The following is a 14,910-nucleotide window of genomic DNA, read 5'->3' as shown; positions in this document are numbered from 1 at the left end:
CCATCAATTCCTAAAGAACTGATCGATGAGTTCGTCAAGGGTCCAATGAGTGCCGAGGCGATCCAGTCGGCGTCGATGGCCTTCAAGAAGGCGTTAATCGAACGGGCGCTGGGCGCTGAACTGGGCCATCACCTTGGATATCCGGTGGGCGCTGAACGGCCTGAGGAGCTCACCAATCACCGTAACGGCAAGAGCGCCAAGACGGTACTGACCGACGACGGTCCGCTGCGTCTAGAGATCCCGCGGGATCGCGACGGCAGCTTTGCACCCATCCTCATTCCCAAGCACGAGCGCCGCTTTACCGGCTTTGACGACAAGATCATCGCCATGTACGCCCGAGGCATGACGGTGCGCGAAATCCAGGGCTTTCTGATTGACCAGTACGGCACCGACGTATCGCCGGAGTTCATCAGCTCGGTCACCGATGCCGTCATGGACGAGATCGCCGTCTGGCAGTCCCGACCGCTCGAGCCGATGTATCCCGTCGTGTTCTTCGATGCCCTGCGCGTAAAAATCCGAGACGAAGGCGTGGTGCGCAACAAGGCCATCTACCTGGCTTTGGGCATGCTGCCGGATGGCACACGCGACATACTGGGGCTGTGGATCGAGAACACGGAAGGTGCCAAGTTCTGGATGAAGGTGTTTGCCGACCTGCAGACGCGAGGCGTACAGGACATCCTGATCGCAGTCACCGATGGCTTGAAAGGCATGCCCGAGGCACTCGCCGCAGTGTTTCCGGCCACTACGCTGCAGACGTGCATCGTGCATTTAATTCGCAACAGTCTGGACTTTGCGAGCTGGAAGGACCGGCGAGAGCTAGCATCAGCGCTCAAGCCAATTTATTCGGCGGCAAGCGCCGACGCGGCACAGGCTGAACTTAATGCGTTCGAACAAGGCGCCTGGGGTCAGAAATTTCCAACCGTCGTGGCGGCATGGCGACGCGCCTGGGACCGGGTGATTCCGTTCTTCGCGTTTCCGCCAGCAGTGCGCAAGGTGATTTACACGACTAACGCCATTGAGAGTATTAACGCGCGGTTACGCAAGATTGTGAAGACTCGCGGTCACTTCCCCAGCGACGAAGCCGCGACCAAGCTGATCTGGCTGGCTCTGCAAAACATCACCGCAAACTGGGGCCACGCGGCTCATGACTGGAAAGCGGCGATGAATCAATTTGCCATTCTCTATGAAGATCGATTCACCCGGCCGAGCTCATAAGGTTTGAGTCTGGTCCGCTGCGAAGCGGGCCTTTAACGCCTTGCACACAAAAATACTGACAGTTCCCGCTAGTCGGTTATTACGAGCGCTGTCGTTTTGTTGCTGCGGCTTCTAAGCGACGCTTAGGCCGGCGCTTGGCCGCGTCGCAAATCTTTAAGCGCCTATACCCCTAGATTTCAACTCCTCAACTTATCGCATTCCCTTCTGCTACGCCTCCGCTCCTAGTCAAATCCTCCCGCCTCTCATCTGTTTTTCATCCTTTTTCATCCATTTCTCATCCCGTTCCAAGTGCCGATCATTCTTTCAAAATATCTCCAAATATTATTTTTATAGAGATATTTAGTAATATTTCAGATAGCATTTTGTCGGCTTAATGCGGGTCACGCATGGCTCCGATTAAAGCATCCCCCGGGCCGCTGCTTCCCGGTCATGAGAATTCGACAATAAAAGGACTTGTAGAAAGCACGATGAAAAGCAACCCCTACTTCACACTTGTGGCGGCAATATCCGCCTCCACGCTTCTGCTCGCTTCCTGCGGCGGTGATTCAGACGACCACCAGTCCGCCTCCCCAACCCCCGCGCAAGACTCGAGTTGCCTCGCGGTGAACAGCAGCGGGTCGAGCGTCGTCATTGGCTCGAATCTCCCGGGCGACCCTTCACTCCCCGAAGCCGCTTCGGGTTATCGCACGGGTCTGAAGCCCGTGTACGCGAAGACCTATATGGTCACCACATCGAATGCGTATGCGAGCGCCGCAGGCTGCGCCGTGCTCAAGCAAGGCGGGACCGCGGCCGATGCCGCAGTCGCTGTGCAGGCAGTGCTTGGCCTGACAGTTCCCGAAGCAACGGGGCTCGGGTCAGGAGGCGTGCTGATGTACTACGACGCATCGAAAAAGACGGTGCAGGCGTACGACGGCCGCGAGTCGGCACCGAGCGCGGCGACCGAAAACTATCTTCGTTATGTCGACGATACAAACGACCGTTCCGCGCCGCAGCCAAGCGCGCGTGCGAGCGGTCGCTCGATCGGCACCATTGGTGTACCGCGGCTTATTGAGGCGCTGCAGCGCGATCACGGCAAGCTTGCGTGGAAGGATCTGTTTGGTGACGCGATCACGCTGTCAACCAATGGCTTTCCAATCGGTGGACGGCTTGCTGGTGCAATTGCGTCGAATGCGAGCAGCCTGAAACGCGACCCCGAAGCCGCTGCTTACTTTCTTAACGCGGACGGCTCGCCCAAGGCATTGGGCACGCTGCTGAAAAATCCGGCTTACGCGAATACGCTGAAGGCGATGGCAAGCAACGGTGCCAACGCACTGTATTCCGGCCAGATCGCACAGGACATTGTGGCGAAGATTGCGACGACCACGGGCGCCGATGGCTCAGTAATCACCCCGGGCAAAACGACGGTCGCCGATCTCGCGAACTATCAGGCGAAACAGCGCGATCCCATTTGCACGACTTACAGGAGCTACTGGATTTGCGGCATGCCGCCGCCGTCGTCCGGTGGAATTGCGGTGGCGTCCGCACTGGGCATTCTCGAGAACTTTAATCTTCAACAGCAAAAGCCAACGGCTATCGATCTCGAAGGCGGCGAGCCTACCGTTCAGGGTGTCCATCTGATTACCGAAGCTGAACGGATGGCGTATGCGGACCGCGACAAATATGTAGCCGATACCGATTTCATTCCGCCGCCAAATGGCACCTGGAACACGTTGCTGAACAAGCCTTATTTGCAGAGCAGGGCGGCCCTGATCAACGTCAACAAGAGCATGGGTACGGCTGCTGCGGGTAACTTTGGCGCGGTTCCGCTTGGCGTGGATAAAACGCTGATCGAGCATGGCACGAACCAGTTCACTATCGTGGACGGCAGCGGCAACGTGGTGACCGCCACCACGACGGTTGAGTCGAGCATGGGTTCGTTCCACATGACGAACGGTTTCCTGCTGAACAACCAGCTCACGGATTTCTCCGCGAATCCGACCGACACCACGGGCGCTCCGGTTGCGAATCGCGTGCAGCCTGGCAAGCGGCCGCGCAGTTCGATGGCGCCTACTTTAGTCTTCAAGATCGCCGCCGATGGGTCGAAGGGCGACTTCGTGATGGCAACGGGTTCACCTGGCGGCGGCACGATTCCGCAGTACGTGGTGAAGACGATTGTTGGTGTGCTTGACTGGGGACTGGACGCGCAGCAATCCGCGAATCTGGTCGACTTTGGCGCGAGCAATAGCCCGGTCACGACTCTCGGCGGCGAGCATCCGAACATCAACAGTTCGAATGGTGGCGCGAACGATCCCTTGCTGACGGGACTGGTTGCTTTGGGTCACACCGTTTCCACGGCGGCTCAGGCGAGTGGCGTCAATACGATCCTTCGTACGGGGATTAATCAGTCGAGCGTCCTGCAGGGTGGCACGGACCCGCGCCGGGAGGGCGTGGTGTTGGGTGATACTTTCGCCCCTTAAGGAGTGAGCTGGCGTAGCGGGGCTGGTCGATGGTAAGAGCCGGTCCCGCACGGCCATGGTGGTGCATCTTGGCGTCGCGCAAGTCACTGATCCCGCGCTTGACTGAGGCCTGTCACAAAACGACTGGCTTCAGCGAGCGTGCTTTCCGGCGAAGAAGATTTCCGCAGCAAAACGAACGGTTCGGCGAAATCGCGGAGTGTAGTATGCCCACCAAAGCGACATGCTGCCTGATCCATTCGGCAACCTCGGTACCGGTTGATTCGTCGCGATGTCGCTCCACGTTGGGTCATCAGCGCATGAAACGCGAGTGCATCAGTCGTCCCGCGGATCGCATGCCGAATCCTTTCCTTTGTAATCGCAAACCAGTTGCCAAAAAAGTGTCTCGTGGCCATATGCGCGAAAGCGCACAGAGAGATTTGGGCTGAGGACCATACTTTGTTCGCTAGCGCAAAACCGTCTCGACCTGAGTCACGCGCCGCATTTCTGTAAGTCTTTCATAAAGCCTCAGTTCCACTAGCTATCGCGGAATGATCCCTCGCAACGTCGGATTGGCAGGGGAGCCACGCTGCCGCGCGCAAGCAGCGTTGACACACGCTTACGCAATCAGGTGCCACCGATGCGTCTCCAAGCCATCAGCTATGCCTTGATTCTTGCCTGCGGGTCCATGGCATCCGTTGACGCGCTTGCCGCCGATGCAGCCGGCGTCGTCAAGACCGTCAAGGGCACGGTGCAGGTCGAGCGGGCGGGAGCAAGTTCGGGCGCGGCCATTGGCAGCGAGGTGTACGGCAGCGATCGCATAGTGACCGGCCCCGAGTCCTCAGTCGGGATCACGCTGCGTGACGACACCCAACTCTCCGCAGGCGCCAATTCCATCCTCGAGCTCAACAAATTCGCGTTCAATACCACGACCCATGACGGGGTGCTCGATGCGTCGATCAAACGCGGTTCCCTGGCAGTGATCTCCGGAAAACTGGCGAAGGCGAATCCGGATTCCGTGCGTTTCAGCACGCCGACTACGACGCTCGGCGTGCGCGGCACTGCGTTTATTATCGAAGTTGGCGGTAGCGGGGAGGGTGCCCGGTGAAGGCCGCATTCCGACGTCACGAGCGAGCATTTGCAGCGTCATTCGCCACGCTGGTTTTGCTGTCTGCGTGCAGCACGCCTCCGGACAAAATCATTCTGTTGCCGGATCCGGAGGGGAAGGTCGGAGCTGTCATCGTCCACAGCGCCACCGGACAGCAAACCATCAACAAGGCATACGCCGGGGTCGACGTCAGCCAGGGCGGCGCTATCGAAAAAACGATGGATAGCCAGTCCAGCGTGGAGACGCGATACAGCCAGCTACTCGCGGCCCGGCCTCCGCGTCCCAGGACGTTTACGATCTTATTTCTCTTTGACTCGGCCACCGACCTGGCTCCCGAATCGCTCGCTACGGTTAAAGAGTTAAAAGCGGTGCTGGCGAACTGGCCTGCGCCGCAGCTTGTAGTGGTCGGTCACACTGATCTGGCCGGCTCGCAGGATTTCGATGACAACCTGTCCAAGCGTCGAGCGCAAACGGTGGCAGCATTCCTGGTCAAGCAAGGCATTCCCGCCCAACAGATAGAGATCGCTGCACGAGGCAAGCGCGAGCCGGCGGTCCACACTGCCGATGGTGTCCCCAACCGCTTGAACCGACGCGTCGTCATCACCATCCAATGATCCGTGCGAGTCATCGACGGTGAACGGCCTATCCCTTCGATGAAACGCTTCTACGACCTATGGCGTGCCCGGATCAAGCGTCTTAACAAGGCGGCCCAGGGGCGCCCGATGGCGCTGATGGTGCTGTTCGGCCTGAGCCTCGTCAACCTGTCCAGCGAATGGCCCAGCGACATAGCGCGTCCCGCTTTCGTGGCCGACCTCGACGATGCACTTCCGGATTCTTTCAAAACGGCCCGGCAACTTCTGTTCGATCAGTATCAACGTCGCTTTCCGCGAGTACCGACCGCGCAGCCCGTGACCATTGTCGAGATTGATGACCCGACACTGGCAGCCGTCGGGCAATGGCCCTGGCCGCGGAATCGGCTCGCCAGTCTGGTCGATGCCATTGCGGCGCTGAAACCGCTGGCTATCGGTCTCGACATCTACATGCCGGAGCCGGACCAGACTTCGCCCGACAAGGTGGCCGGTAATCTACCGGAAACGGCCGGGGATCTTGCTGCCCGCTTGCGGACGCTTCCCAGTCATGAAGCTATTCTCGCGAGTTCGTTGCGCGCAGCGCCGACCATACTGGGTGCTGCAGCACTTGACCATCCCACCTTCGCCGCGAGCACCGATATGCGTAGCGCGCCGATCCTCGTGCATGGCACTGATCCTCTTGGCCGCGTGCAACGGTTCGACTATGTGCTCGCGAGCCTGCCGGAATTGCAGGCGGCGGCCCACGGGCAGGCGATGCTCAGCGTGGCGCTCGAACAAGGCGTGGTCCGTCATATTCCCCTCATCATGGGATTGGGGGACAAACTGGTTCCCGGTCTGCCGATGGAAATGTTCCGCGTTGCCACGGATTCATCGGCGATCTCTGTCTTTGCCGATACATCGGGCGTGCAGGCGGTGGGTGTCGCGGATGTGCAAGTGCCTACCCAATCCGGCGGCGATATCTGGCTGCATTTCGCCTCTATTCGATCGTCGCTGAGCCGCTATGTGTCGGCGCGCGAGATCCTGCAGGGAACGGTGGATCCAGAACGGTTTCGAAATAAATTGGTGTTGATCGGACTGACGGGTACTGGCGTGACGGACATGCGTACGACCCCGTTGGGGGAACTGGTGCCCGGAATTGAGATTCAGGCGCAGGTGATAGAGACAATTTTTGAGGGAAGGTTTCTGCGGCGTCCAGCTTGGTTGAAGTGGGCGGAAAGTGGCTTTATTATAATGTTCGGATTACTGATCATTTGGTATGTGCCACGGACGCAATCAAGGTTTGCGGCGTTCTTAAGAGACGTGCCTAAGGGTTCTACTATTTTGGGCGTCGTGCTGCATCTGCTGAACCTTCTATGCTGCTTCTTTATCTTCATCCGCTTCGGACTGCTGGTCGATGCAGCCTCTATTTTCATTATTCTGTCGGCGGTGATGGGGTGTTTCTTTGCGCGTACGTTGCTGCATGTCGTGGAGCGAGCGAGGGCGGAGGCGAAGGGGCCTGAGTAGATCCATGCGACTCTCTCCTGACTCGACATTCGCATTTCTTGCTAGAAATAGCGTTGAACCAGGACTATGATCGGCAAACCTGGCGGCTCTGAATCGAAATTTACGGAGGTTCCTTTGCGAGCGGAAACCAAATTCATCTTTTTCCCGGGCAACAATACTCCCAACTTGGTTCGAGCCGCAGTCGCAGTTTATTGGAGTACGTTTGCAGTTTTTTTTGTCCGTATCATTCATGGAGTGGGCGTTCCGCCTTTCAGTACTCCCCGGGAAATGGGCGCGGCGATCACGGTGTTTGGACTGCTCTTCGCAATTTTGATCTTCTATGCATTTACTATCATGCGGCTTTCAGCTGGAAAGCTGTGGGCAAGAAACGTTGCGCTTTTTCTGACGGCATTGCTCATCATGACGGCCCTCTATCATCTGTTTGCGGACGGGCTGTCCTCCGAGCGGAACAACGTCGTGGGCCTAATAAGCATTGCCGCAGAAACTGTCGCAGGGTTATTTTTGCTGAGATCGGAAAGTACCCTATGGTTCCAATCGAAGACTAACTAAACCGACATATTCAAACGGACTGGGATAGTTCCTTTGTGGCGCTCTGGCGCGCCACAATCAATCCATCCCCAACGCTACTTCGCTAAGACAATGTGCGTGGCCCGGTCCGTTGGTACATGCTCGACTGTCCGATATCCCAGAGCGCGAAGATCCAGACCGCTAAAGAGCGGTTCCCCTTGGCCAAGCGCGACGGGAGCAAAGGCGAGGTGAATCTCATCCACGTGGCCGGCCTGGACGTACTGCCTCACAGTCTCTACACCGCCGCCAATCTTGACGTCCTTTCCGCCCGCCGCTTCGCGCGCCTTTTCTAACGCTTCCTCAATGCCGCCAGAAATGAAATGAAATGTCGTGCCGCCCAGCATCTCAATTGACGGCCGTGGATGATGCGTGAGTACAAAGGTTGGCGCATGGTACGGCGGATTGTCACCCCACCAGCCTTTCCATTGATCGTCCGGCCATTCCCCGCGAATAGGGCCGAACATGTTGCGCCCGAGGATGAATGCGCCGAAACCTTCCATTGCTCGCCGGGCAAATTGGTCGTCAAGGCCAGTTTCACCGTCTTCTTTTCCCAGCATCTGACGGAAAGTCCGCGTCGGGAAAAACCATTGGAAGATTTCCTCGCCTCGCACACCAAGCGGGTGATCCAGACCTTGATCGGTTCCCGCGGAAAAGCCATCGAGTGACACACCAAACCCTGCAACTCTTATTTTCGTCATAAACGTCTCCGTCAGCGCTTCAAATGATGTGGCTTCGATGCCAGATGATAATTTCGTTTTCATCCACACGACGCGCGACGGGATGCGAAATCGACAACGATCTCGCTCGGTGGAAACCCGTACGCAAGGTTAGCCGATTTTTAGTTGGCGCCAGAGTCAAAGGCACGCGTTCGGTTGCGAAGCGAAGCAAAGCTGCCTTGCAACAATCGGATGCCCTGCTTCACGGTGTTTAACTCACAACCGTGCCGACCACACCGATACGGCCCATCGAGGCACGACCTTCGCCAGGTCTCGGTCGTCAGGTTCGACACTTCGTGGACCTTACAGCTGCGCTGATACCGGCAGCAGCCGGCCGCGCTAAAAGGTGTGTTGACCACCGCACCGACGCTATCTGTCTCAAGCCTCAAAGTGTGGCAGACCGCGAATCCGGGGCCTGCTATGCCGCACGCCCAAGCGCGTCGAGCGATGCCGCGAGGACAGCGGCGAGACCGCCCACTTGAACCAGCCTGAGCACCTCCATGAAGCGATCTGAAGACAACGCGAGCAACCAGCAATCCGGCCTCGAGATCATCACTGATGCGGACGCTTTCCTCGCGCTTCGAGACGAATGGAATGCGCTCTGGTCGCAAGCCGATGGACGCCATCACCAAGCGTTCGATGTCTGTTGGCAATGCTGGACTCAGGTGGCAAAGCCGCGCGGTCAGCGGCTGCATTGCATTGTGTATAGGGAGGACGGCGAACTCGTGCTCGTCTGGCCGCTTGTGAGCCATCGGCGGTTCTTCTGCAGCGTCCTAGAACCACTTACGCCCGGTACCGCTGAACACACGAGCATCCTCGCAGCCGCCGGTGCGAGCGCAGCGCTTAATGCAGCCTGGCGCGCCGCGACCCGAGATTGCCGCGCCGATATCTTCTCTGTTCCGTATGTCGCAAAGGATGCCGGGCTCTACGATCTGGTCTCGCGACACGCGGGCTTGGTTGCAGCGAGGCAGGATGTCTCCGCGACGGCTTTACTGCGCAAGGAGCCGGACTGGTCGGCTTATTGCAGCACGCTGGGCACGTTGTCGAAGAAGAAGCCCGGCGCGCGCGAGAGGCGTTTCGAAAAGGAGGGCGTCCTGGAAATCCGCGCGCTTGAAGCTGGGGATACGCAGGCGCACGCCCAATGGGTGGACTGGATGCTCGCGCGTAAACGCGAGTGGGCAGAACGCGTCGAAAAGGACGGCCCTTGGCTCAATTCGCAGGGTTATCGGGACTTTCTGGTCAGTCTCGTCGACGGTACGCACACGCAGCCGATGGGAATAGTCTTCGTGATGACGCTTGACGGCATGCCGGTCGCTGCCAACATCGTGGGGTTGGGGCATACGTGCGTGAACGGTTTGATCGGGGCCTTCGACTCGAAGTTTTCGAAGTTTGCGCCCGGGTCGATCATGATAGAACGCTGCGTCAAGTGGGCCTGGGAAAATCGGATGGATCTCGACCTCGGCGTTGGCACGGAAGACTTCAAAGCGTACTGGAGCCGGGGCAATGTACTGCCGAACACCAGCTTTCAGATTGCTACGACGCAGTGGGGAAAAATGGCGTTCCACGCCAAGAGTCTCGCGAAAAAGCTGGTCGATATGCGCGCGGAGAGGGCGTCAGCCAACGCCGACAAAGCCGCTGATAATGCCGCGGCGATTGCAAAGGCAGCTGCTCCAGACATCGCTGAAAGACGGCCGTCAATCGCCATGGCGCAAGCGCCGGAACTTGGCGAAGCCTGAAGCGGAGAAGCAGGCTGCAAAAGCCTCTTTCGCTCGGCTCACGGCAGCTTGGGACAATCGCGATAGAGGCCCCGGCAAGGCTGCCACCAAAAACCCCCTACCCACCACCCCTCACATAGTCGACAAGAACCATCCGGGTTTCCTTGGCATGACTAAGCGTCGGGCAGCTTTAGCCATCGACCAGACGGGTTTATGCCGCTCGACCACGAGCCTCGGCTTAAGCGTCGGATTGAAGCCACTTAGAAAGCGCAAGGTATTCGCGTTGGGGATGCCGTCGAAATCGAAGGTGAGTTTTCGCTTCATCGCATCCTGGATCGCCGCCCAGATCAGCACGCTGATCGCGCCGCTATGAGCGTTCGGACTGCGGGATGACAGCAGGTAGTACGCCGCGTGCGAATCGAAGGTCACGCCAATCGCCGCCACGAGATGACCGTTCGTGTCGTAGGCGCCAAGCAGGTATCCCGCGTCACGCTCGACAAACGCGCTGACCAGCCGCTGCATCAGCTCCGTGCCGTAGATGTTCGAGCGGTGGCGCACGGCGAGATTGGCATCGTAGAACCGGTTGAATTCGGCAGGCGACTCGATAGGCGCAACCCGCAGAAACTTTTGTCCTGTGCGGATCACGTTACGGGTCTTGCCGTTCAATCCTTTCCACAGTTGCTCTATGTCGCGTTCCTGACCGAACTGCAGCGTGTAGCGCGTCGATACGGTAAAGCCGTTCAGCCCGAACGCGAGGGCATCTTCCACGCGCGGATCGAAGATTTGATAAAAGCTGTCGACTTCCGGAATCTGCTCGATGAGCTGCGTGGTGATGTCGATACGCTCGAGCATCGCGTGCGCCGGATCGCCGGCGAACGGTTTTAGGGCGGGTCCAAGTGTGCGCGTGAGCGGCGGCATCTGTGACGTGCGCCACGGTCCCTTGCGTCCCACCGAATACGGCATCTCGCCGACGATCTCGTTACCCCGCCGTACAGTTGCCGCGCGCCAGTTGCCGTCGGTCGCGAGGTCGAGCCACCACGCTTCATGAAAAACCGACTGAGCAGGAAGCGGCGCGCTCGCCGGGGTGGCTCTGTTGTCCGGATGAACCCGCGGTGCCGTGCAACGCGCACCACGCAACTTGTCGTGGCGCGCCGGCTCGCCATCGGCTCGCACGGGGGTAGTGACCCGTGCGGTGCCAATATTGGAGCCCGTAGCCTCTTCGTGCGTTGTGAACGCTGCCTTGCCTAACGCCTGATTACTGCGGTTGCCGCCCGGGTTCGATACTGGGCTTTCCGTTCTGATCGCATCGATAGAACGCTTTACGCCAGTCGACGAATGGACCGGTTGCAACGCAGGTTTATATGTAGCGCAAACGTCCCGATTCATAGATTCAAGCGTGTGGTTTAAGTTTTATCGGCAGTCAACCTAGTGCAGTTCCGGCATGCGGCGCAAATCACTGAGGCTAACGCGTACTTTATTGCCTGCTTAACGAACACTACCTGCGCGAGCGCGACTTTAATGTTCGCGGACACACGTTCTCGATAAAGCCCGATATTTTCACCCGCGATTTTCCAGATTGCACTGCGGTTAAGGCCGCGATAACCGTGTATTCGCGAGGACCACGCCAAGGTCGGCACAATGCAATCTATGCGCGCTTCTTCGGGGCCAATCCGCCGGCGCGCATCTTTGTGAACGTGCCGGCATGGCCGGGGCACTTCGACATCGAGATCGATTGCATCGCGGCGGTTTGAGAAGGGGATACGGTCAGACCCGCCGCGCCGCTCCTCAAAATTATTCGGGTTGTATCGAATGCTGCAACCATCTTTTTACGGCGTCTTTTGAACAACGATGGCTACGCCAGCCGATATGCCCGTCAGGCCGTACTCCCCAAACCGTGCCGCCCGGGGCATGAAATGCGGTAGTGAATTCGTTTGCCGCATCGGTCAGCACAGTGATCTGCTCGTTGGATGGCACTTCACAACCTGGTGCCGCGATCAGCACCGCAGACGTCAATTCGTGAGGCACGGCATCGAGCGCAGAGCAACCTCCGACGAACGCATCGTATTGAGCGCCGGGTGCATCGATATAGCCGAGCAAGATATGCCGGCCCCCGCCTACAAAATCATGCAGGCGCCGCGCATGGCCGATGTATGTCTGCTGGAGGCTCCCCAGTTCGGGAACCCGGTCACCGGGCGCGGGTGAGCTCGCATCGATGTCCGGACACTCGTCGGACACGATGCGGCTACCTCGATAGGTCACCAGCAATTGGGTTTCGCGCATGGCCGGTGTCAGCGCCTCGCGAGCGAACACGGCGTTCAATGCTGCGCTCGTCGACTGGACGACATCGACACCGACAGGATGCCGTTCTTCCGAATAGCTCGCGAGCAAATCGGGCTGTGCGAGATCCTTAGCTGCAAGCGATAGCTTCCACGCCAGATTGTGCGCATCCTGCAAGCCCGTATTCATGCCCTGACCGCCTACAGGCGGATGGATATGCGCGGCGTCGCCGGCCACAAACACGCGGCCTTGGGAATAAGCAGGCACGATTCGATGGCTGACACGATAGACCGATGACCATCGCATCGACGACAGTTGCGTGCCATCGGGCAGTGCCGGGAGGAGCAGCGCGCGCATCGTGTCGAAATCGGGTGAAGGGGTATTGGCGAGCGCCGCGGCATTTTCTTCGGGCACGATGATCGAGAGCCGATAGCGGCGCGCCGAGCCGCGAACGGGAACCGCCGCGAGCGATGCTTTCGGGCGTGTGCCCGCGCTCCAGTCGAAGCGATACATGGGTCCTCGGGGCAAGTCCCACTCTACGTCGAGATCGGCGAGTGCGAATGTCTGGGAGTACTGACCACCTTCAAACGGAAGTCCTAGCGTTGAGCGAACCTTGCTGCGCGAGCCGTCACAACCCACGAGCCAACGGCAGCGCATGGTGTGCGCTTGCCCTTGGGAGTCGATGAGTTGTGCGTGGACCGCGCCATCATGTTCTTCGAACGCGATCAGCTCGACGCCATATTCCACGCGTCCGCTTTGCGCGGCGAGTGCGGCCTCAAGGAGGCGTTCCGTTTCGAACTGCGCGAGCGAGAGCGAGCCGTACGGCAAGCCTTGCGTCGGGACGCTCATGCTGCGCGCGGGGACGGGGACGCCGTCCTGCCAGGTCTGAACGCCGGTGAGCCACACGCCGGCTTCTATCGCGCGCTGGGCGATGCCGATGTCCTCGAAAATTTCGATGGTGCGCGGGGTGACGCCGAGCGCCCTGCAGTAGAAAGTTCGAGTGGGCATGCGGTCGATGAGACATACGTCGATGCCGTCGCGGCGTAGCTCCGTCGCGAGTAATAGGCCTACCGGGCCGGCGCCGACGATCAGGATGTCTGTGGCGGCATTTAGCATGGCAATGAACCCTCAAGGATGAGTGGGGGGAATCATTGGGTTGTAGTGGGTAGTTAGTGATTCCGCATACGAATTAACTGGGGGTGGTGGGGTTGGTGGGGTGATGGACTTCGCGCGTCCGAACATGGTGCGACCGCTGTAAGCGGCTTAATCGGACGTCGGGGAAGGACTCGTCGGCTTCCGTAGAAATGTAGCCTCGATTTCAATTGTTTGCGCATATTTTCGACACTTCGGGCAGGTGTGTCGAATGACTGTGTTGGCCGGATAGAACCCCGACATGTTCAGCGCTTTGCGCGTGGGAGAAAATGACAGCGGGATGGTTCAACCGGTTCGTTTAGATGCTGTGGTATGCCATTCCGCGTGAACCACTCGGGAGTTACGATAACGACCCGACATGCGAGCCTGTCCAAAATTTTGTGTGTAAGGCATAACATGTCGCAAAGGAGCATGTATGCCACGCAAACCGAAGGCGGCCGCTACGGCCGCGAGAGAATTGCCATCAATTCCTAAAGAACTGATCGATGAGTTCGTCAAGGGTCCAATGAGTGCCGAGGCGATCCAGTCGGCGTCGATGGCCTTCAAGAAGGCGTTAATCGAACGGGCGCTGGGCGCTGAACTGGGCCATCACCTTGGATATCCGGTGGGCGCTGAACGGCCTGAGGAGCTCACCAATCACCGTAACGGCAAGAGCGCCAAGACGGTACTGACCGACGACGGTCCGCTGCGTCTAGAGATCCCGCGGGATCGCGACGGCAGCTTTGCACCCATCCTCATTCCCAAGCACGAGCGCCGCTTTACCGGCTTTGACGACAAGATCATCGCCATGTACGCCCGAGGCATGACGGTGCGCGAAATCCAGGGCTTTCTGATTGACCAGTACGGCACCGACGTATCGCCGGAGTTCATCAGCTCGGTCACCGATGCCGTCATGGACGAGATCGCCGTCTGGCAGTCCCGACCGCTCGAGCCGATGTATCCCGTCGTGTTCTTCGATGCCCTGCGCGTAAAAATCCGAGACGAAGGCGTGGTGCGCAACAAGGCCATCTACCTGGCTTTGGGCATGCTGCCGGATGGCACACGCGACATACTGGGGCTGTGGATCGAGAACACGGAAGGTGCCAAGTTCTGGATGAAGGTGTTTGCCGACCTGCAGACGCGAGGCGTACAGGACATCCTGATCGCAGTCACCGATGGCTTGAAAGGCATGCCCGAGGCACTCGCCGCAGTGTTTCCGGCCACTACGCTGCAGACGTGCATCGTGCATTTAATTCGCAACAGTCTGGACTTTGCGAGCTGGAAGGACCGGCGAGAGCTAGCATCAGCGCTCAAGCCAATTTATTCGGCGGCAAGCGCCGACGCGGCACAGGCTGAACTTAATGCGTTCGAACAAGGCGCCTGGGGTCAGAAATTTCCAACCGTCGTGGCGGCATGGCGACGCGCCTGGGACCGGGTGATTCCGTTCTTCGCGTTTCCGCCAGCAGTGCGCAAGGTGATTTACACGACTAACGCCATTGAGAGTATTAACGCGCGGTTACGCAAGATTGTGAAGACTCGCGGTCACTTCCCCAGCGACGAAGCCGCGACCAAGCTGATCTGGCTGGCTCTGCAAAACATCACCGCAAACTGGGGCCACGCGGCTCATGACTGGAAAGCGGCGATGAATCAATTTGC

Annotated in this window: 11 protein-coding genes; 8 read left to right on the top strand and 3 right to left on the bottom strand. The window is 58.8% G+C overall.

The genetic code is table 11. The features are described from left to right. The 6 genes from ACMX25_RS39885 to ACMX25_RS39860 form a co-directional block, all read left to right on the top strand. On the top strand, positions 1 to 1,215 hold a 1,215-nt coding region (locus ACMX25_RS39885), incomplete at its 5' end, for an IS256 family transposase (protein ID WP_414952933.1). Between the two features lie 467 nt (positions 1,216 to 1,682). Further along, on the top strand, positions 1,683 to 3,671 hold the full coding sequence (locus ACMX25_RS39880; protein WP_414955316.1) for a gamma-glutamyltransferase family protein: 1,989 nt from the start codon (positions 1,683 to 1,685) through the stop codon (positions 3,669 to 3,671). Positions 3,672 to 4,287: 616 nt separating this feature from the next. Beyond that, positions 4,288 to 4,755, top strand: coding sequence for a FecR family protein (locus ACMX25_RS39875; RefSeq protein WP_414955315.1), 468 nt, complete (start codon positions 4,288 to 4,290; stop codon positions 4,753 to 4,755). Further along, a complete protein-coding gene (locus tag ACMX25_RS39870; protein WP_414955314.1) occupies positions 4,752 to 5,369 on the top strand; it encodes an OmpA family protein in 618 nt (205 codons plus the stop codon). The genes ACMX25_RS39875 and ACMX25_RS39870 overlap by 4 nt, the downstream gene beginning before the upstream one ends. A 39-nt stretch (positions 5,370 to 5,408) precedes the next feature. Further along, positions 5,409 to 6,848, top strand: a complete 1,440-nt coding sequence (locus ACMX25_RS39865) for a CHASE2 domain-containing protein (protein WP_414955313.1) — start codon at positions 5,409 to 5,411, stop codon at positions 6,846 to 6,848. Positions 6,849 to 6,914: 66 nt separating this feature from the next. Continuing rightward, positions 6,915 to 7,397, top strand: coding sequence for a hypothetical protein (locus ACMX25_RS39860; protein WP_414955312.1), 483 nt, complete (start codon positions 6,915 to 6,917; stop codon positions 7,395 to 7,397). 74 nt (positions 7,398 to 7,471) lie between these two features. Here the strand turns inward: ACMX25_RS39860 and ACMX25_RS39855 are convergent, their stop codons facing one another. After that, positions 7,472 to 8,113, bottom strand: coding sequence for a dihydrofolate reductase family protein (locus ACMX25_RS39855; RefSeq protein ID WP_414955317.1), 642 nt, complete (start codon positions 8,111 to 8,113; stop codon positions 7,472 to 7,474). 518 nt (positions 8,114 to 8,631) lie between these two features. Between ACMX25_RS39855 and ACMX25_RS39850 the strand changes: the two genes are divergently transcribed. Beyond that, a complete protein-coding gene (locus ACMX25_RS39850) occupies positions 8,632 to 9,867 on the top strand; it encodes a GNAT family N-acetyltransferase (protein ID WP_414955311.1) in 1,236 nt (411 codons plus the stop codon). Between the two features lie 111 nt (positions 9,868 to 9,978). Here the strand turns inward: ACMX25_RS39850 and ACMX25_RS39845 are convergent, their stop codons facing one another. Next, entirely contained in the window at positions 9,979 to 11,232 is a 1,254-nt protein-coding gene (locus ACMX25_RS39845; RefSeq protein ID WP_414955310.1) for a GNAT family N-acetyltransferase, read from the bottom strand. A 405-nt stretch (positions 11,233 to 11,637) separates the two neighbouring features. Continuing rightward, the gene (locus tag ACMX25_RS39840) at positions 11,638 to 13,239 is read right to left on the bottom strand and encodes an FAD-dependent monooxygenase (RefSeq protein WP_414955309.1); all 1,602 of its coding nucleotides are present in this window, start codon (positions 13,237 to 13,239) and stop codon (positions 11,638 to 11,640) included. A 451-nt stretch (positions 13,240 to 13,690) separates the two neighbouring features. Between ACMX25_RS39840 and ACMX25_RS39835 the strand changes: the two genes are divergently transcribed. Beyond that, positions 13,691 to 14,910, top strand: a 1,220-nt coding sequence (locus tag ACMX25_RS39835) for an IS256 family transposase (RefSeq protein WP_414953566.1), incomplete at its 3' end; no start/stop codon positions are given.

This window comes from Caballeronia eucalypticola (assembly GCF_047608185.1).
In the GTDB taxonomy this organism is placed as follows: domain Bacteria; phylum Pseudomonadota; class Gammaproteobacteria; order Burkholderiales; family Burkholderiaceae; genus Caballeronia.
The sequence above is the reverse complement of the archived record's forward strand: the minus strand, read 5'-3'. Positions and strand labels throughout refer to the sequence as shown.

Bases quoted from the DNA above. Each gene is read 5' to 3' on its own strand.
- ACMX25_RS39880 (WP_414955316.1), top strand. From the start codon at position 1,683: ATGAAAAGCAACCCCTACTTCACACTTGTGGCGGCAATATCCGCCTCC.
- ACMX25_RS39875 (WP_414955315.1), top strand. From the start codon at position 4,288: ATGCGTCTCCAAGCCATCAGCTATGCCTTGATTCTTGCCTGCGGGTCC.
- ACMX25_RS39865 (WP_414955313.1), top strand. From the start codon at position 5,409: ATGAAACGCTTCTACGACCTATGGCGTGCCCGGATCAAGCGTCTTAAC.
- ACMX25_RS39860 (WP_414955312.1), top strand. From the start codon at position 6,915: ATGATCGGCAAACCTGGCGGCTCTGAATCGAAATTTACGGAGGTTCCT.
- ACMX25_RS39855 (WP_414955317.1), bottom strand. From the start codon at position 8,113: ATGACGAAAATAAGAGTTGCAGGGTTTGGTGTGTCACTCGATGGCTTT.
- ACMX25_RS39850 (WP_414955311.1), top strand. From the start codon at position 8,632: ATGAAGCGATCTGAAGACAACGCGAGCAACCAGCAATCCGGCCTCGAG.
- ACMX25_RS39845 (WP_414955310.1), bottom strand. From the start codon at position 11,232: ATGAATCGGGACGTTTGCGCTACATATAAACCTGCGTTGCAACCGGTC.
- ACMX25_RS39840 (WP_414955309.1), bottom strand. From the start codon at position 13,239: ATGCTAAATGCCGCCACAGACATCCTGATCGTCGGCGCCGGCCCGGTA.